Below are 17,430 nucleotides of genomic sequence, written 5' to 3'. Positions count from 1 at the left end.
GCTTTGAAACTTTTTAAAAATTCATCGCTTCTTCCCCTTGACTCGAAGTTAGCAAGTCGCTAACTTCCTCGCTCGCTTAAAGGCGACCGGCTGATCTCTAACGCTCAACGCAAGAGATTGACCGGCTGTTTTTAGCAGCGTCTCTCGGGTCCTCGCCTAGCGAGCATCCGGGAAATTGATTTTTGAAAATTTGGTTGTTTGGTAGTTGGCATCTGAAAAGAGCACCATGCGACGGATGTGAGTGAACCTTTTTCCGGGGTTCAGGAGCATTTGTCAGTAGGGTAATAAGTTCTTCGGAAGCGTCGCTGCAAGAGAGTTTCGAAAGAAACTGACGGCAGTGATTTGATTCTGATTGGATTCTTGAGCGGTTCAGCAGCTTCTCGATGAGAAGTGTTGAGCCACTGTGTGATATCGTTAACTAGATAGCACTGAAGCTTGAAACCAAGATGTTGTGCCGGTTCGATGCTCTCGCAAGAGGGTGTGGTTCGGGTCTGCGTTTTGAGTTCGGGATTTCGGTGGCCAATCTATTAAGGGCACATGGGGGATGTCTTGGCGTTAGAAGGAGAAGGGCGTGGAAGTCTGCGAAAAGCCTGGGGAAGTTGACACACAAGCGATGATCCCGGGGTTCCCGACAACAGCACACTGAATACATAGGTGTGTATGTAACAACCTGGTGAACTGAAACATCTAAGTAACCAGAGGAATAGAAAGAAAAATCGATTCCGTCAGTAGCGGCGAGCGAAATCGGAATAGCCCAAACCGAGAAGGTTTCCTTCTCGGGGTTGTAGGACTTCAATATGGGATTGAGACGTGTTAGTGAAACGACTTGGAACGGTCGGCCACAGAGGGTGACAGCCCCGTACGCGAAAATATTGTCTCACCTTAGAAGCACCTGAGTAGGTCCAGTCACGTGAAACCTGGACTGAATCCGCGGGGACCATCCCGTAAGGCTAAATACTCTCTAACGACCGATAGCGAACCAGTAGCGTGAGTGAATGGTGAGAAGAACCCCTGCTAGGGGAGGAATGTGAACCTGAAACCATGTGCCTACAAGCGGTCGGAGCACTATTTTAATGTGTGACGGCGTGCCTTTTGCATAATGATCCGGCGAGTTGTGGTAACCGGCTTGGTTAAGTTCTGACGGAACGAAGCCCAAGGGAAACCGAGTCTGAATAGGGCGTTGGTCGGTTGCTGCAGACGCGAAACCTGTGTGATCTACCCATGGGCAGGTTGAAGCGCGGGTTAAACTGCGTGGAGGACCGAACCCACTTAGGTTGAAAACTGAGGGGATGACCTGTGGGGAGGACTGAAAGTGTAATCAAACCAGGAGATAGCTCGTTCTCTCCGAAATATCTTGAGGGATAGCGTCGAGCCACTATTTACCGGGGGTAGAGATACTGAATCGGATGGGGGCCCTTCCAAGGGTACCCCACCGAACCAAACTCCGAATACCGGTAAAATTATCTCGGCAGTCAGTCCCTGGGGGATAAGCTCCAGGGTCGAGAGGGAAACAACCCAGATCGCCTGCTAAGGTCCCGAAGTACTACTTAGTCACTAAGGAAGTTGAAGTGCCGTGACAGCTGGGATGTTGGCTTAGAAGCAGCCACCATTTAAAAAGTGCGTAACAGCTTACCAGTCGAGCATTTCTGCGCCGATAATGAACGGGAGTAAGTAGTACACCGAAGCAGCGGATTCTAGATTTATCTAGAGTGGTAGGAGAGCGCCGATGACCAGATACGAGCCGTACGGTAACGAGCGGTGTCGGGGTCATCGGGTGATTATGCCGGAATGAGTAACGATAAAACAGGTGAGAATCCTGTTCGCCGAAAGCCTAAGGTTTCCTGGGGAAGGTAAATCCGCCCAGGGTTAGCCGGTACCTTAGTCGAGGCCGAAAGGCGTAGACGATGGATAGAAGGTCAATATTCCTTCGCCACAAGGGTACTTCGATGCGGGGACGGCGTCCAGAAAGTGAGCGGTACGAATAGAAATGTCCGTAGCGAAAACTGAGGTGTTGGGGGATAAATGACCTGACATGAGCCAAGGTTGAGCTCGAGAGCATCCAAGTTCTCGAAGTCATTGGAAGGACGTCCAAGAAAAGCCGCTAAGTTATGTGCCCTGTGACCGTACTAAAACTGACACAGGTAGGCGAGATGAGAATTCTAAGGCGCTCGGGAGAACGGTGGTTAAGGAACTCTGCAAAATGGCCCCGTAAGTTCGCGATAAGGGGCGCCTCCGACGGTTCACGCTGTTGGAGGCCACAGAAAATCGGCTCTAACGACTGTTTATCAAAAACACAGGTCTCTGCTAACACGCAAGTGGATGTATAGAGACTGACGCCTGCCCGGTGTTGGTAGGTTAAGGAAGACGGTTAGTCCTTCGGGACGAAGCTGGCGACCGAAGCCCCAATAAACGGCGGCCCTAACTATGAGGGTCCTAAGGTAGCGAAGTTCCTTGTCGGGTAAGTTCCGACCTGCATGAAAGGCGTAACGATTGGAGCACTGTCTCAACCACCGACCCGGTGAAATTGTAGTTGTGGTGAAGATGCCACATACCCGCGGTTAGACGGAAAGACCCCGTGAACCTTTACTGTAGGCTGCTATTGGGTTGAGATATGTCTTGTGTAGGATAGCTGGGAGACTTTGAACTTTGCACGCTAGTGTAGAGGGAGTCGTTGTTGAAATACCAGCCTGGTCATATTTTAATTCTAACTTTGATCCCCTGAAACGGGGCAAAGGACAGTGTCAGTCGGGCAGTTTGACTGGGGCGGTCTCCTCCCAAAGAGTAACGGAGGAGTGCAAAGGTACACTCAGCCTGGTCGGCAATCAGGCGTAGAGCGTAAAGGTATAAGTGTGCTTGACTGCGAGACTCATAAGTCGAGCAGGAACGAAAGTTGGCCTTAGTGATCCGGTAATCCCGAATGGAAGGGTTATCGCTCATCAGATAAAAGGTACTCCGGGGATAACAGGCTTATCGCATCCGAGCGTCCACAGCGGCGATGCGGTTTGGCACCTCGATGTCGGCTCATCACATCCTGGGGGTGTAGAAGCTCCCAAGGGTTTGGCTGTTCGCCAATGAAAGTGGTACGTGAGCTGGGTTCAGACCGTCGTGAGACAGGTCGGTCCCTATCTGCCGTGGGCGTTCGAATCTTGATGGGATTCAACTTTAGTACGAGAGGATTTAGTTGGACGAAGCTCTGGTGTACCAGTTGTCGCGCTAGCGGCATGGCTGGATAGCTAACTTCGGAAAGGATAAACGCTGAAAGCATCTAAGCGTGAAGCCCGCCCAGAGATAAGGATTCGTAGACATTAGTCGAAAGCCCCCTGGAAGACTACCAGGTTGATAGGTTGGACGTGTAAGTGCAGTAATGCATTAAGCAAACCAATACTAACGGGCGAAAGTTTGGCCACCGATATCCCGCACTCATGCGGTCCAATCGGATCGGCTTCAAGAAGTTAACTTGTTCAACTACCAAACAACTGGCCTTACGGCGGCGAAACATTCGTCGTGAGGTCTTTCCGGCGATCATATCTGAAAGGTTATACCTGTTCCCATTCCGAACACAGTAGTCAAGCTTTCAGAGCCGATGATAGTGCCCACCAGCGTGAAAGTAGGTCTTGCCGGATTTTTAAAAACCCTTCTGAGTTTTCTCAGGAGGGTTTTTTTATGCGCGCACCGAATATTCGAGATCCGTTGCCAGTTGCCAGTTGCCAGTTGCCAGTTGCTAGTTGCTAGTTGCTAGTTGCTAGTTGCTAGTTGCTAGTTGCTAGTTGCTAGTTGCTAGTTGCTAGTTGCTAGTGGCTAGTGGCTAGTGGCTAGTGGCTAGTGGCTAGTGGCTAGTGGCTAGTGGCTAGTGGCTAGTGGTCTGTCACGACTTGTTTTTGGGTGGTGGACGAGGCCACGAGTCCTGAACTGGCGTCAAATCCAAGGACTCGTGGCCTCCTCCACTACGACCAACCCTAACTTTTAGCTTTAACAGACCACTAGTTGCCAGCGAGTAGCGATCAAAACTGCTGATCGGGCACGCTTCGCTGAGGTGGCTTGATTTGATTTCGGCGGTTTCAGGATCGCTTGGGCCCTGGATGCACGTTGCGGCGACCTGTTTTCCCCTTTGGGGCGTTGAATCGGGCAGAGCACGCCAGTGTGGTTCTTGTCTTTCGATTGCTCGGATAGCCTGGCCGCGTTTGATTGTCTGGTTCGTTGCGGGGTTTTGCTTGGATTGATGCCTGCATCAGTGTTCTGATTCTGATAGCGCAGCAAAAACGCCACGATCATCGGGTTGATGCGTGGCGTTTTCGGTTTTCAGTCAGTCGAAAGACCGGTTTCAGTCTCCGCTTCGTCCCCAGCGTTTGGGAAGGGTGATGGCGTAGAGGATGACCACGGCACCGACTGCGAGCATCACCCAAGGAAATCGCTCGGTTGGTGTCCAGACCTTGGTGGTTTGGGCGGGAGTCACTCCCGGATCCATGAACTCAGCAGCACTGGATTCGGCAGCTGCGTAGACGGTGGCGGAGTCGATGAGCATGGTTTCAACGCCCAGGATCACCATCATGATTCCGACGGCTAAAAAGAGACTTCTCCACATCCGATCACGCTCCGTTTGACTTGTCTTTTGGTTTGGTAGACATCCAAAGGAATCGGCTTGTGAAGTGGGTGCGGATGAGGGAGAGAGATTTCGTCGCCTCGACCGCCGTTTCTGTTGCGTTTGTTGCAATCGTTAGAGCAGGTGTTTGGCTTTGACCTGCAAGTATTGGTTGACCATGGGGGCGCTGAGTTCGTCTGGGAAGGCGTCGACGACTAGAACTCCTTTGTGCCGGAGCCCTGAGAGGACTTCTTCCCGCCAAACGAGCATTTCGGCCGCGGCGGCGGCACGGTAGGTCCGAGTTTCGTCGAGCATGTTGGAGTGCTGGACGTTTCCAGCGGTCTGCAGCATTTCTGCGGGGTAGTCTGCCGCATCGAACATTTCTCGATCGCGGAGCACAACTGCGAGGGGCAAGTGGGTGCCAGTCAGGTTGGTGAGATGGTCGGCGACCACTTCTGCGTTGACTTCGTCGACGATGTTGGTGGTCAGGGTGACGAGAGAGCGTCGTTTGCAGTGGGAATTGAGGTACAGAAAGGCTTGGTCGTAGCGGGATTCAACCATTCGCGGGAATTGGTCAAAACCGGCTTGAAGCAAGCGATTCATCTGGCTGGCCCCGCCCTTGGGTGGGAGATAGGCGTGGATCGTGTCGCTGAAACAGATCATCCCGACAGAATCGCCTTGATGGAGTGCCACGTAAGACATCATCAAGATGGAATTGAGTGCGTGATCGAGAAGGGAGTAGCCGTTTCTTTGGTTGGTCATCATTCGGCCGCAATCGAGCAGAAAGATGAGGCGTTGGCTTTGATCGCTTTGAAATTGTCGGACGGTGAGTTTGTTTCGGCGAGCGGTGCTGCGCCAATCGATGTGGCGATAGCTGTCATCGCGTGTGTAATCGCGAAGTCGTTCGAAATCGCTGTCTTGCCCGATTCGACGAGTTCTCCGGACTCCGATCAGGCTCAAGCGATCGGTTCGAGCTAACAAGGCGTAGTCCGACAGTTGTTTCATGTCGGGAAAGACATTCAGCGGGCTTTCGAGGGTGCGAGAAATATGTCGCTGCCACAGTCCCAGAGGGCTGATGAGTTTGAGATCGACGCGATCCATCTGGAAGGCACCTCGTCGGTGAGGTGTGAGTTTTCGACGAAGTTGCAATTGCAATCCGGGGGGCAAATCCAACTGGTGTTCTTCGGGATCTGATACGAAGGAGTTTGGAACGTCGTCACGAAGGACGCCTTTCATTCGCATCTGAGTGTGGTTTTGCAGCGAGAGGGAGCTGTCCAGCGGGACCCCGAGCGAACCGGTCCGAGAGACGCTTCGTTCCACGGTCAAGCCGTTTCCGAGCATCTTTTTGGTGGCAAAGAGATGGAGAAGGCCGTCAATTGCGGTGACCGTGAAGACCAATCCGTCGAACAATCCAAGGACGACCAAGAGGCTAGGAAAGAAGACCACCGCGACACTGAGGACAACACTCGTACCCAGCAGAGCCACCCAGCGACGGGTGGGGTAGATCCGCAACCAAAATGCCGCGACCACCAATGGCAAACTCACCAAAACCAGCAAGAGCCACGGCCATTGGCTCGCGATTTGGAAGAGAGCTTGAAAACGGTTTCCGAAACCCATGGAGACTCGGTCGGGTTGGAGAAAACAGAGGCGTGTTTCACGGTAGCCACCAGTCTATCACGGAGGTGGCTGGATCGTGGTTGTCGATTGAGTCAGCTGTTCCTCAGGCGAGCGATGTTGCGTGAGCATAAAAAAACGCGTTGTCGACTTGGAGCAAGATTCCAAGTCGACGACGCGTGCGTTTGTGTGGAGAGGCGTTGGATGCCGTTCCAAACGGAGGTTTGCTGTTATTTCACTTCGCCGGCTTCGGTGATCTTGATCAATTGGCGAGTGCGACCGGATTGGCTGCCTTGGGCTTCGACTTTCTTGACGACGTCCATGCCTTCCACCACGCGACCGAAGACAACGTGTTTGCCATCGAGCCAGGGGGTGGCGGCAACGGTGATGAAGAATTGCGAGCCGTTGGTGTTTCGACCGGCGTTTGCCATGCTCAGCAGACCCGGGGTGGTGTGTTGGAATTTGAAGTTCTCATCCGCAAACTTTTCTCCGTAAATGCTCTCGCCACCGGTTCCGTTGCCTGCGGTGAAGTCACCGCCTTGCAGCATGAACCCGGGAATGACACGGTGAAACGCGCTGCCTTCGAAATCCAAGGGGATGCCCGCTTTCCCTTCGCCTTTTTCGCCTGTCGACAACGCACGGAAGTTTTCGGCTGTCTTGGGGACATCTTTCCCGAACAACCCGATCACGACCCTTCCCGCTGGTTCATTGCCAATCGAGACATCGAAATACACTTTGTGAGTGACCTCTCCTTGGGCGGGATCCGCCGCAAAGGATGGGGAGGCGGGGCCTGCAGTCAAACCGAAGGTTGAAATTCCAACCAGCGACAAAACGAAAGCACGAACAGTCATGGCACACTTTTAAAGGGAGAATGGAGGGAGCCGCTCGCGGAGGGGCAGCTGACTTTGCTCATATTGAACCAAATCCGCCGGACAGTCTCCAACCCCACAATGCAGTCTTCGGTGCATCGAAGTTGGAGGACAACGATCGAAGAGCGTCTCGAGAATTTCTCTTGATCGGGGCAGGCATCGCTCTGAGCGCGAGTGGTTCATGAGTCAGACGCACGAAAGCTCGGTCTGGTTTGTTAAAATCGGTGGTCGTGTTCCAGTTCTCACGTGAATCGCGAGGGCACGGTCGATTTCATTGGATCCCAAGAGCGATGCCTTGATTGAATTTCCACAGTACGGGATTTATCCGCGTTGGCCGGAAGACGGTCAGGGGTGGATTCATCCGGACGATCTCCCCGTCGTTTCGAAGCTTTTGCCTAGCGAACGCGTCATCCGACGCGATTCTTTCGATGGCATCTACTACCACTGTTGCTATGGGAAATGGGCGTTTCGGTTGCGGCCGGCCCTGTGGTTGCAAATCAAGGCAGAGGACTTGGATTTGGGGGATGAAGTCGAAACGATCGGGCTCGGAATGGAGCGGGATCTGTTTGTGGGAGAAGTGATCGGCATGTACTTCGTTCGCCGCAAAGGGCGAATCGCTTACCGATTGAGACGGGCGGACCAGAGTTTGCCGAAATTGTTTCTGAGGGAGCACCTGCGGTTGCTGTCGGAAAAACAACGTGTTCGGCAGGGCGAGATCGAACACCCCACGCCCAAGTGGGATGGATCGGGGGAGCGAATCGACTTCACGGATTGATCGCAGTCGAACTGGATTGCTGGGAATTCGATGGTCTCCGCCTTAGCGGTTCATTTCTTTGACAATTTGATGACGCGGTCAAACTGCTTCTTGGTCACCGGTTGGACAGAAAGTCGGCTGCCTTTTCGCAACAACATCATGTCCACCAGGGGGCTGCCCGCCTGAGTGGCTTCTTCTCGGAGTTCAGCCAGGGTGACCGGGCGGTCCAGTTTCTTTTCAAGTTGAATGTCGACCATGAACCAGGTCGGTGAGTCGGGGGTGCTTTTGGGGTCGAAGTAATGGCTCTTTTTGTCCCAGGCATGGTGGTCGGGATAGCCGCCGCGAGAAACGGTCGCCAGTCCAACGACCGCAGGCGTTTTGCAAGCGGAGTGATAGAACAGGACTCGATCGCCTTCTTCGATCTCGTCCCGGAGCAAATTGCGAGCTTGGTAGTTGCGGACGCCTTCCCAGCAAGTGATTTGGTCGGGTTGCTCAGCCAAATCATCGATGTTGAACGTGTTCGGTTCCGTCTTCATCAACCAGTACTTCATCGGTTTGCTCAGTGTGTTGTTTGGGGGCGGGTGTTCGGTTGAGTCAATTTGTGCGGGCGCGGCGATTTTTCATCGAATTGTTTCGGAGCCATGCCGATAACTCAAGAAGACACACTTCCATTGTGTGTCGATGAAACGAATTCGTCTGCTTCCGCATGATCGCGGCAGCTTAATTCAGGCCATGGAAACGGCCTTGTATCCGTTTTCCATGCGCGGTCTCGTGTTTCACGCGAGATCACGCCATCGGCTTGAGACAAATATGAACGTTGACGCAATTCACACCGCCTTGGGCATCGCATTCACCGCCGTTTGGCTTTTTGTCGGCCAGATCATCGTCGATAGCCATTGAAAAAGCCTCGGTGGATGAACACCGAGGCTTTTCGGGACTTTGGAATTCAGGTGGCAGAAACTCACTCCGGTTTTGCCAAGTTGTAGGCGACGATTTCCTGGTCGTTCCGAATGAAAACGGTTTGGTTCGCGTAGGCAGGGTGAGTCCACGCCACTGAGCGGCCAAAGGCTTCGCCGGTGGGTTCGATCGCATGGAAACGCCCATGTTCTTCGAAACCATCTTTGGACAGAGTCGCGACCATCAAGTCGCCATTTTCGGAGAAGATGAGGAAACGGTTGGAGTCACCCAAGCGAGTCAAAAATGCAGTGCCGTGTTTGATGAATCGTTTTTCGTCTGGTTTGGTGGCTTGGAAGGTTGACCACAATCGGTCGCCGTTGTCCGCATCAAACGCAATCAGTTCGCCGACATTGCAATCAGTCCCGTAGACCACCCCGTCCATGAAGACGGCGGGGCTGTTGCTGGAAAAGACCGAGTGATCTCGTTCGCCACGCCAAAGTTCCGTGGCGGCAGTCGCGTTTTCGTTCAGTTCGAACATCACCGATTCGGTACGGATCCCGCTGGCGTAGATCCGATTGCCCTCAACCGCAGGGACCGCAATCGACATATCGAACATCGGGCTGAGTTCAACATTCCAGATGGGTTCGCCGCTGATCAGGTCCAAGCCGTGCACACCGGTGGGGGAGAACACCAGCAGTTTTTTCTGACCGCCCTGATTCAAAATCGAGGGTGCGGCGTAGCCCGCGTTGCAGTCGAGTTGTTTCCAGCGAACTTCGCCGGTCATTTTATCGAACGCGACCACGCCTTGTCCTTCACCGCCGACCATCGTGTAGAGCAGGTCCCCTTCGATCAGTGGATGCGAAGAGAATCCCCATATGGGCACTTCCGCACCGAAGTCGCTGGCAAAATTTCGGCTCCAGATCAATTCGCCATCGGTGACCGACAAGCATCGCAAATCGCCTTCGCTTCCGAGGATGTAGACTCGGTCGCCATCCACGGTGGGGGTGCAGCGAGGTCCCGCGGGATAGGAAATGCTGTAGGGACGTTCGTATTCATGCCGCCACAATTCTTTGCCGGATTCAGCGTCCAAGACGATCAGTCGTTCGTCACCGGACAGGTCCGCTCGCTTGCCAGGGTCGTTGAAAGCTTCGCCTTGACGGCGTGCGTAATCGAAAACGAACACACGCCCATCCGCAACCGAGGGGCCTGCGTATCCACCGGCAATTTTGGCTCGCCATTTGAGTTTCAGCCCTGATTCCGGAATGGAGTCCACAATGCCGGATTCGCGATAGACCCCATCGCGTTGATCACCCATCCAGCCGGACCAGTCGTCGGCGGATGCCAGCGACGAGGTGGTGAAAATCAACCCGAGTGTGAGCAACTTGGATCGAGCGAAGGAATCAAAATCCAAGGGCAAGAACTGGGAAAGAGAAGCTGCACGCATGTTTTGAAGTCCGAAAATTGGGATGGGAACCTGTGCGTACTATATGTTCTTTTGCGGGTTCAAACCGCTTTGTCTTCCCTCCGACTGATCGAAACCGAATGCGATTGATTTTGATGCGTCACGCGAAAAGTGACTGGGCCGACGCCAGTTTGTCGGATCACGAACGGCCCTTGAATGCTCGGGGACGACGCGATGCGCCGAGAATCGCCGGATGGATGGAGGAGCAGGGCTGCCAGCCCGATTTTTTGCTGTCCTCTGATTCCAAGCGGACTCGCGAGACGGCCGCGTTTTTGAATTCTCGCTGGGGGACGCCCGTTCCAAGCTTTTTTTCATCGGATCTTTATCTGGCGACGGCGTCCATGATTTTCCAGATGATTCGATCGACGGAAGAGTGGTTGCCGGAAACCAATCGCGAACCTGGAAACGCACCAAAAACCTTGCTCGTGTTGGGGCACAATCCAGGGATCAGTTCTGCGGCGAGCGAATTGTTGGACCACGCTTGCGGATTTCCCACGGCAGGGTTGGCCGTGTTTGATTGTCAGATTTCTTCTTGGGCAGAGGCACTGAGTCCGAAGAACTGCCAAGTGTGGAAAGAGATCCGGCCGAAACAACTTCCGTGATCGTTTGTCTGGATCGTTTGGGGCCCCATCGGGTTGACGATATCTCCCGGTGGTCACAATTCTTTTCCTTGGACGAAGACATTTGATTTTGTGCCAGTGATGGCAACCGTGTTTCACGGGTTCGTTTCTCGAGTTCAATCATCGGCCAATCGCTTGGACAGTTTTTTCTCGGACCCGTTTTCACGCATCGTGCTGCTGGCCGTTGTCTTGTTCTGTCACTTGGGGCTGCGGCTGACGTTTTACAACCGGCTGAATTCTCTGGGGTGGAAGAGAGCGACGATCAAGCGAACCGAAAAGATTGCATTTGCAGAAACGTGGGTCACGCCGTTGATCCTGGGTGCAATCTTTTGGCAGCCCATTTCCAAGTGGGTGCTCGGTCAGTCGGACTCGGAAGTCTTGCCGGTTGTTTTGCTGGTTTATGCGGCCTTCTGTTTGGTGATGGGCGCTATGTTTGGATTTCTGTGGTTGTTGTGGCGACCGATTTGGAGATTCCAGCATGTGCCTACGAAACGCGATGTCGAGGTGCATGACGTTTCGAAGCGAACTGGACTGACGTTGGCCCGGACTCGCAAGTGCCGATGGGCGGCGAAGGTTCCGGTGAACCAGATCTTTGAAATGGCGGTGGAGCAGATCGAGTTGCCCGTGGTTGGTTTGCCGGAGCAACTGGACGGTTACAAGATCGCTCATCTGTCCGACATTCATTTGACTGGGCAAGTCGCACCTGACTTCACGGCTCACGCGGTTTCGATCGCCACGCAGTGGTCGCCGGACTTGATGGCACTGACCGGCGACATTGTCGACAAGCAACCTTGTGTGGCTTGGTTGCATGATTTGTTTTCACCCGCGCGAGCGAAGGACGGTTGCTACTTTGTGCTCGGGAACCACGACACTCGCATTTCCGATCCGAGCGTGGTGCGTGATCGAATGACGGACGCCGGATGGATTGACGTTGGCGGGAAGATTGAAACGGTGTCGCTGCGTTCGCTCGATTGTCAGTTGCTGGGGAATGAGTGGCCCTGGTTCACTCGGCCGAACGACCCGTTGATCTCTGATGAAAGCATTGGCTTTCGATTGTGCCTGTCTCACAGCCCCGATCAATTCGATTGGTGTCGTCGGAACGGAGTGGATCTGATGTTGGCCGGTCACACGCATGGCGGCCAAGGTCGATTGCCGTTGGCCGGTCCGATCTTGAGTCCCAGTTGGCACGGCAGTCGTTGGGCATCGGGCGATTTTTATCGATCGCCAACAACAATGCATGTTTCGCGAGGACTCAGCGGAGTTCACCTGTTGCGAATTCGTTGTCGGCCTGAGCTGTCGCTGATCACCCTGCGCTGCCCAAGTTCGTGATCCGGAACGCAATCTCCGTAGCCGGATTCGCCAAGAATTCGGATCATTGAATCAGGCTCCTCCCACCCACCTCCATTATGAGCGATCCTTACGAGTCTCCCCGCACTACCGAGGATTCGCGGAAGACTTTGCTGCGAAGTACCTGAAACAGTAGTTTGTAAGGCAGCACATTCGAACTGGTTTTATCGTCGACCCGCGTCATCTCTGATTTTTGCTGAACCACAACCAAGACCATCACTAACAAACCGAACGCAACACAATCACCTTGTGATCACTGACGACGAGCTTGCTCTCTTTGGTTCGTTGCGCACCTGACTCTTTTCTCGACTCCAGATTGATAGGCCGCTCGATGAAAATACAGAAGTTCATGGCCGGAGTGCTTGCAATTTTGGTTGTATGCTTTGGTTGCACTTCGGCTTTCCTGTGGTTAAAAGTCCGCGACGCAAAAAAAGAAATTGACTTCCTCAGCAGGCAGAACGAGATATTCAGACTGGATAGGGCTTCCTTTGCTCACCGGTATTTCGCGTTGACTTTGCTGCTTGATCCTGAGCTACGAGCCCACGTGTATCTGCCGACAGAAAACCTTCCAGAAGAATTGGAAGACGAAAGCATCCTCCGAATCAGTGATGTCTACGAAGACGCTCTGGCGGCGGTCTCAATGTACCACGAAGGAAAGAATCTCTCTTATCCAGAGATAGTCGCTGTGCTCACCGACGAACTTGCCAAGGCTGAGCAGCGGTTGTCACGGGGGAGTGAAGAGGGCCAATGACATCCGGACGGTGTGCGCGTTCAGGCGATCGAATCTGCTGGTCATGAAGCTTTGTGATCCACTCATTGCTTCGTCCACTACGGTTCGATTCTTACTTTTGCGAAACGAACTTCTCGAGGGATCGGTCGAGCAACTTGATCGCAGCGTCGATGTGTTCGGTGGTGGTGATCATCGGTGGCGGCAAGAAACGCAAACGCGCCGGTTCGGCTCCGCAGAGGAATCCGAGCAAGCCTTCTTCGAACATCAAGTTCATCAGCAACTTGGCGTGATCGAGTGTGCCTTTGCCGGGTGTGAACACGATCATCATGCCTTCGCCGAACGGACCTGAAATCGAACCGGGGTATTTCTCGGCCAGCTTTTGAAGTTGCTCGGCAAAGTAGGCGTGGCGTTTCATGTTTCCGCCGTCCGCACCGAAGCAATTGGTGGATTGCAATGCATCCAACGTCGCCAGTCCGGTCGAAATCGCGGACGTCGATCCGGTGAACGTTTGGCTGAGGATCGGTGCCTTGGGGTGGAAGTCGTTTCGGTACAGCGTCGCGCAGACCTGAGTGATTTTGCCAACGGTGACGATGTCCGCGAACTGGTCCAGGCCGTAATGTTGAAACGCAAATGGTCGGCTGGTTCGCGAGAACGTTTGCACCTCGTCGAAGATGACCGGCACACCGGCTTCGCGAAGTGGCTCGCACAATGCGGTGAAGAAATCGTGGCTGCCGGGGTAGTAGCCGCCTTCGCCTGCGATCGGTTCGGCCCAGAAAGCAGCGTGCTTGCCTGGGTAACGTTGGAGCAATCGTTTCAATTCATCGACGGCCCATCGCTGAGATTTTTCGGGATGGTCTGGATGCAGGAAGGGCAAGTAGTCGACCTGGATCGCTTCGGGCAAACCGTTTCGATAGGCGGGCCGGTCGGTCAAGGCTGCTAACGCAATCGATCGCCCGGCGAAGGCATTGTCGAAGGCGATGATTCGGTCGGCGGGCTGTCGGTGGTGGAACGCGAGTTTCAATGCGTTTTCGTTGGCCATCGCGCCGCTGGTGGAAAGCAACACGTGTTCGAGTGGTGCTCCCGATTCGGAGGCGAGCGAGACGAGTCGCTGCATCATTTCGACGCTGGCCGGGTTCTGCTGCAAGTTTCCCTGCATGACCGTGTCTTCGATCGCCGCATCGATGCTGGCCGAAACCAAGTCGGGATTCGAGTGACCGCCGCCGTGCACGCCGATTCCGCCGATGAAATCCAGTTTGACGCTGCCGTCGGCCAGTTCGACGTAGGGACCGTTTCCGAGTCCGGACGCGAAGTAGGGCCAGATGGGTGGGCCGCCTCGGACCGAGGTGAACCCGTCGATCAGGGATTGGTAGCTCGCCGATTGGTCGGGATCGCTGGGCGAAACATCCGTCATGGAAGCGGAATGATCACGCATCGCCTCGGCAATCAATTGCTTGGCTTGTGCGATCCGGGGGTCCTGACGAAGTGATTCGGCGTGAAGCATGTTCAAAAGCGATTGGCGAAAACGGTATCAAACGAGGGGGGCCCCCGAGCTACAACAGAGAGCACGCATCTTGGTTCCCGGTTCGGTTCTTGGCAATCACGGGGGCACTGTGTAGCCGGATTCGCCAAGAATTCGGACCATCACTGCCACTTCGTGCTTTTCGCGTCCTTTGTGGCCTGAAAACGACACCAGAGTAGGACATTTGTCCCCAAATGTTTGCGTGACGGGTGAGTGCCGTCGAAGCAGCGTGACGCGAGCGGTTGGCAGTGGGATGGGGGGCAACAAGGCTTGGCGTTGGAGAAACGCTCGACGGAACAGTTGGGGACAACTGTTCTACTCTGGTGCCGTCGGTCCAGGCCATGAGGCGACTATCATTGTTTCGTAGTTCCTTCGGTGAGTATATGAGCGAGTGCCACGAGGTTTTTCTCGTCGTCGAAGATGGATTCGACATCCATCTCCAGGCCGGTGATGACATTGCTGACCAGGCGTCCTGAGGAGGATTTCATTCGCAAATGGTAGGTCCCCTTTTCGAGAACGAATTGTTCGATGGTCGCTTCTTCGGTGCTGATGATCCAGTATTCGCCGACCCCGTTGGCTGCGTAGTCTTCGAATTTGACCCCGCGATCACGTGACTCGGTGGAGGATGACAAAACCTCGACGGCCAAATCCGGTACCGGGAATTTCATCGTTTCGGGTTGGAACTGGGAGGTTTTTTCAGGGCCAAAAAAGACGATCTCTGGTTCGTAATCGTTTCGAGGAAAAACGCAGAGGCACTTTTCTGTTTTGACCGTCCCTAAGCGATGCCTTGCTACATAGGTGTGGAGAAGTTTGTAAATCCGGCCTGACGCGTCCAGATGACGATTGCGAGCGGGCGAATGCAAAATGACCTCTCCGTCAATGAACTCGATTTTTTGTTCGGGCGTCATCTCGTCATAGAAACGCTCTCGAGCGTCGCGTTCTGCTTGAAGTTGCTGCGTCAAACGATCGACCAACAACGGCAGTTGCGGTGAATGACGGATCGGTTGAATCAGTTCCTCGAGGGGGTCCATCGAAGGTTCCGGTGATCAGGGCTGCAGCGGCGGTCGAACCTGAATAGTTTAGCCTCGCTGTCGGATTGCTGCTACTTTTGACCCTTCGGAGTGACATCCCTTGAAAAAAACGTTCTGTGGTTGGTCACACACTTCCGACCGTTGACCCGAAAAACTAAGCTTTGCGGATTGGATTTTGTTCACCTACCTGCCTGAAAAGCTGCTTTTCCATGCCTCAGCCTCGCGTTCTTGTCCTGCGTGCTCCCGGTACCAACTGCGACGTCGAAACCGCTCACGCTTTTGAGTTGGCCGGCGCGGTCGCTGAACGCGTCCACGTCGGGCGATTGATGGAAAACGCGGCTTTGGCGAGCCGCTACCAAATCCTCTGTCTGCCCGGTGGATTCAGCTACGGCGACGACATCGCGGCCGGCCGAATTCTGGCGACTCGGATGCGGCGGCACCTGGGTGACTTGATGCATCACTTCGTCGACAGCGGCGACAATCTGGTGCTGGGGATTTGCAACGGGATGCAGGTTCTGATGCGGTTGGGCGTTTTGACCAGTGGCGTCGGGCAATTGCAAACCGCAGGCGGACCCGCCGAATCGGCGGACGACTCGATTCCACCCGCCACATTGACTTGGAACAATCACGGTCGATTCGAAGACCGCTGGGTGAACTTGGCCGTCGACAAAACGCCTTGCGTGTTCCTGCGAGACATCGAACAGATGTACCTGCCAATGGCGCACGCCGAAGGCAAGTTCATCGCTCGCGACGCGGAGGTGTTGGAAGAGTTGCGATCGGCTGGACGACTGGCTCTGCGATACTGCGAACCATCGGGCGAGATCCAATCCGAAACGTTGCCATTCCCGATCAACCCCAACGGTGGTGATGCCAACGTGGCCGGAGTGTGTGATGCCAGCGGCCGCGTGTTCGGTTTGATGCCGCACCCCGAGCGACACATTGATCCGACTCAACATCCGTTTTGGACTCGTCGCAAAGAGCAGCCTGAGCACGGTGAAGGATTGCAGATGTTCCGAAACGCGGTGGAGTGGTTTGCTTGAGTGAGCCTGTGACGCCCGTCGAAGAGTCGGAAACCCGGTTCGCGTTTGGCAAAAACTGGGCGTCGTTCTTGGATCGGTTTGACACCGAAAGATTGCAGCACGCGACGGCTTCCTTGAAGGCGCTTTTGCAAGTGGAATCCCTGGCGGGCAAACGGCTGCTCGACATTGGATCCGGCAGCGGTCTGTTTTCTTTGGCGGCTGTTTCGATGGGTGCCGAAGTCGTCAGCGTGGATTTGGACGATGACAGCGTGGCTTGCACTCGAGAGCTTCGCGATCGAGCGGTCACGGAGGATTCGGCTGTGGCTGAGCAATGGCAGGTCCAGCAAGGCTCGGCGCTCGATGCGGAGTGGTTGACTTCGCTAGGGTCGTTTGATGTTGTCTACAGTTGGGGAGTGCTCCATCACACCGGCCAAATGAACGCGGCGATCGAGGCAACCTCATCGGTGGTCGCACCTGGTGGTCAGTACGCGATTGCGATCTACAACGATCAAGGTGGCGGGAGCCGACGATGGTTGCGGATCAAGCAAGGTTATCATCGCCTGCCTGCCTTTTTACGTCCGGCGTATGTCATTCTGGTCGCAGGTTGCTACGAACTGAAGTTCGCACTCGCGAGGCTGGCTCGAGGACGCAACCCGCTGCCGTTCGCGGATTGGCGAGCGAAGAAGTCTGACCGCGGCATGAACGCCTGGCATGACTGGGTCGATTGGATTGGTGGCCTCCCGTTTGAGGTTGCCAAACCAGAAGCCATCGTTCTGCCACTGCGTGAAAAAGGATTTGTGCTCGACAACCTGACCACGGTTGGATCCGGGTGGGGATGCAACGAGTACGTGTTTTCTCGTTGCGAATGAGGCGATGGAATCATCGCCGTAGGCCAGGTTCCACCTGGCGATGGTTACTGGCTGGACGATTTACCACGTCAATGACATGCCCGACCGGGAACACGCCTCGCTTTGTTCCAAAGCATCGGC

Annotated in this window: 15 protein-coding genes and 2 rRNA genes; 9 read left to right on the top strand and 8 right to left on the bottom strand. The window is 54.5% G+C overall.

Annotated elements, in window-relative coordinates:
- Nucleotides 1–517: 517 nt before the first annotated feature.
- Together UH5x_RS14210 and rrf are read left to right on the top strand one after the other, a co-directional pair.
- A 23S ribosomal RNA gene (locus UH5x_RS14210) occupies nucleotides 518–3,407 on the top strand.
- A gap of 107 nt (nucleotides 3,408–3,514) precedes the next feature.
- A 5S ribosomal RNA gene (gene rrf / locus UH5x_RS14205) occupies nucleotides 3,515–3,623 on the top strand.
- 698 nt (nucleotides 3,624–4,321) lie between these two features.
- Here the strand turns inward: rrf and UH5x_RS14200 are convergent.
- From UH5x_RS14200 to UH5x_RS14190, 3 genes are all read right to left on the bottom strand, one after another.
- On the bottom strand, nucleotides 4,322–4,582 hold the full coding sequence (locus tag UH5x_RS14200) for a hypothetical protein (RefSeq protein ID WP_047815853.1): 261 nt from the start codon (nucleotides 4,580–4,582) through the stop codon (nucleotides 4,322–4,324).
- A gap of 132 nt (nucleotides 4,583–4,714) precedes the next feature.
- The gene (locus tag UH5x_RS14195) at nucleotides 4,715–6,196 is read right to left on the bottom strand and encodes a DUF58 domain-containing protein (RefSeq protein WP_482632765.1); all 1,482 of its coding nucleotides are present in this window, start codon (nucleotides 6,194–6,196) and stop codon (nucleotides 4,715–4,717) included.
- A 227-nt stretch (nucleotides 6,197–6,423) separates the two neighbouring features.
- Nucleotides 6,424–7,044, bottom strand: a complete 621-nt coding sequence (locus UH5x_RS14190) for a peptidylprolyl isomerase (RefSeq protein ID WP_482632764.1) — start codon at nucleotides 7,042–7,044, stop codon at nucleotides 6,424–6,426.
- Nucleotides 7,045–7,357: 313 nt separating this feature from the next.
- Between UH5x_RS14190 and UH5x_RS14185 the strand changes: the two genes are divergently transcribed.
- Nucleotides 7,358–7,837 (top strand): hypothetical protein, encoded by a 480-nt coding sequence (locus UH5x_RS14185; protein ID WP_482632763.1) that lies wholly within the window; start codon nucleotides 7,358–7,360, stop codon nucleotides 7,835–7,837.
- Between the two features lie 50 nt (nucleotides 7,838–7,887).
- On the opposite strand, the gene UH5x_RS14180 is transcribed toward UH5x_RS14185, so the two are convergent.
- A complete protein-coding gene (locus UH5x_RS14180) occupies nucleotides 7,888–8,367 on the bottom strand; it encodes an EVE domain-containing protein (protein WP_047815850.1) in 480 nt (159 codons plus the stop codon).
- Between the two features lie 130 nt (nucleotides 8,368–8,497).
- Here UH5x_RS14180 and UH5x_RS14175 point away from each other — a divergent pair, with 130 nt between their 5' ends.
- Entirely contained in the window at nucleotides 8,498–8,716 is a 219-nt protein-coding gene (locus UH5x_RS14175; protein WP_047815849.1) for a hypothetical protein, read from the top strand.
- Between the two features lie 61 nt (nucleotides 8,717–8,777).
- On the opposite strand, the gene UH5x_RS14170 is transcribed toward UH5x_RS14175, so the two are convergent.
- On the bottom strand, nucleotides 8,778–10,157 hold the full coding sequence (locus UH5x_RS14170) for an outer membrane protein assembly factor BamB family protein (RefSeq protein WP_482632762.1): 1,380 nt from the start codon (nucleotides 10,155–10,157) through the stop codon (nucleotides 8,778–8,780).
- A 98-nt stretch (nucleotides 10,158–10,255) separates the two neighbouring features.
- Here UH5x_RS14170 and UH5x_RS14165 point away from each other — a divergent pair, with 98 nt between their 5' ends.
- The 3 genes from UH5x_RS14165 (at nucleotide 10,256) to UH5x_RS14155 (ending at nucleotide 12,893) form a co-directional block, all read left to right on the top strand.
- A complete protein-coding gene (locus UH5x_RS14165; protein ID WP_482632761.1) occupies nucleotides 10,256–10,777 on the top strand; it encodes a SixA phosphatase family protein in 522 nt (173 codons plus the stop codon).
- A gap of 99 nt (nucleotides 10,778–10,876) precedes the next feature.
- Nucleotides 10,877–12,124: a metallophosphoesterase gene (locus tag UH5x_RS14160; RefSeq protein WP_482632760.1), complete on the top strand. Its 1,248-nt coding sequence runs from the start codon at nucleotides 10,877–10,879 to the stop codon at nucleotides 12,122–12,124.
- A 349-nt stretch (nucleotides 12,125–12,473) separates the two neighbouring features.
- Nucleotides 12,474–12,893, top strand: coding sequence for a hypothetical protein (locus UH5x_RS14155; RefSeq protein WP_047815846.1), 420 nt, complete (start codon nucleotides 12,474–12,476; stop codon nucleotides 12,891–12,893).
- Nucleotides 12,894–12,984: 91 nt separating this feature from the next.
- On the opposite strand, the gene UH5x_RS14150 is transcribed toward UH5x_RS14155, so the two are convergent.
- Nucleotides 12,985–14,373 (bottom strand): class-III pyridoxal-phosphate-dependent aminotransferase, encoded by a 1,389-nt coding sequence (locus UH5x_RS14150; RefSeq protein WP_482632759.1) that lies wholly within the window; start codon nucleotides 14,371–14,373, stop codon nucleotides 12,985–12,987.
- Nucleotides 14,374–14,744: 371 nt separating this feature from the next.
- On the bottom strand, nucleotides 14,745–15,422 hold the full coding sequence (locus tag UH5x_RS14145) for a Uma2 family endonuclease (protein WP_482632758.1): 678 nt from the start codon (nucleotides 15,420–15,422) through the stop codon (nucleotides 14,745–14,747).
- Nucleotides 15,423–15,631: 209 nt separating this feature from the next.
- On the opposite strand from UH5x_RS14145, the gene UH5x_RS14140 reads away from it, so the two are divergent.
- A complete protein-coding gene (locus UH5x_RS14140) occupies nucleotides 15,632–16,462 on the top strand; it encodes a phosphoribosylformylglycinamidine synthase subunit PurQ (RefSeq protein ID WP_008661600.1) in 831 nt (276 codons plus the stop codon).
- Nucleotides 16,450–17,310 carry a class I SAM-dependent methyltransferase gene (locus UH5x_RS14135; protein ID WP_482632757.1) on the top strand — a complete coding sequence of 287 codons (861 nt, stop codon included), beginning with the start codon at nucleotides 16,450–16,452 and terminating at the stop codon, nucleotides 17,308–17,310. The genes UH5x_RS14140 and UH5x_RS14135 overlap by 13 nt, the downstream gene beginning before the upstream one ends.
- A 10-nt stretch (nucleotides 17,311–17,320) precedes the next feature.
- Here the strand turns inward: UH5x_RS14135 and UH5x_RS14130 are convergent, their stop codons facing one another.
- Nucleotides 17,321–17,404 (bottom strand): hypothetical protein, encoded by an 84-nt coding sequence (locus UH5x_RS14130; protein WP_482635997.1) that lies wholly within the window; start codon nucleotides 17,402–17,404, stop codon nucleotides 17,321–17,323.
- Between the last annotated feature and the right edge of the window lie 26 nt (nucleotides 17,405–17,430).

The organism is Rhodopirellula sp. UH5, assembly GCF_056839225.1.
Note: the sequence above shows the minus strand (reverse complement) of the source record. Positions and strands in the feature narration are given on the sequence as shown.

Bases quoted from the DNA above. Each gene is read 5' to 3' on its own strand.
- UH5x_RS14155 (WP_047815846.1), top strand. From the start codon at position 12,474: ATGAAAATACAGAAGTTCATGGCCGGAGTGCTTGCAATTTTGGTTGTA.
- UH5x_RS14165 (WP_482632761.1), top strand. From the start codon at position 10,256: ATGCGATTGATTTTGATGCGTCACGCGAAAAGTGACTGGGCCGACGCC.
- UH5x_RS14140 (WP_008661600.1), top strand. From the start codon at position 15,632: ATGCCTCAGCCTCGCGTTCTTGTCCTGCGTGCTCCCGGTACCAACTGC.
- UH5x_RS14170 (WP_482632762.1), bottom strand. From the start codon at position 10,157: ATGCGTGCAGCTTCTCTTTCCCAGTTCTTGCCCTTGGATTTTGATTCC.
- UH5x_RS14150 (WP_482632759.1), bottom strand. From the start codon at position 14,373: ATGCTTCACGCCGAATCACTTCGTCAGGACCCCCGGATCGCACAAGCC.
- UH5x_RS14160 (WP_482632760.1), top strand. From the start codon at position 10,877: ATGGCAACCGTGTTTCACGGGTTCGTTTCTCGAGTTCAATCATCGGCC.
- UH5x_RS14145 (WP_482632758.1), bottom strand. From the start codon at position 15,422: ATGGACCCCCTCGAGGAACTGATTCAACCGATCCGTCATTCACCGCAA.
- UH5x_RS14195 (WP_482632765.1), bottom strand. From the start codon at position 6,196: ATGGGTTTCGGAAACCGTTTTCAAGCTCTCTTCCAAATCGCGAGCCAA.
- UH5x_RS14190 (WP_482632764.1), bottom strand. From the start codon at position 7,044: ATGACTGTTCGTGCTTTCGTTTTGTCGCTGGTTGGAATTTCAACCTTC.
- UH5x_RS14175 (WP_047815849.1), top strand. From the start codon at position 8,498: ATGAAACGAATTCGTCTGCTTCCGCATGATCGCGGCAGCTTAATTCAG.
- UH5x_RS14200 (WP_047815853.1), bottom strand. From the start codon at position 4,582: ATGTGGAGAAGTCTCTTTTTAGCCGTCGGAATCATGATGGTGATCCTG.
- UH5x_RS14180 (WP_047815850.1), bottom strand. From the start codon at position 8,367: ATGAAGTACTGGTTGATGAAGACGGAACCGAACACGTTCAACATCGAT.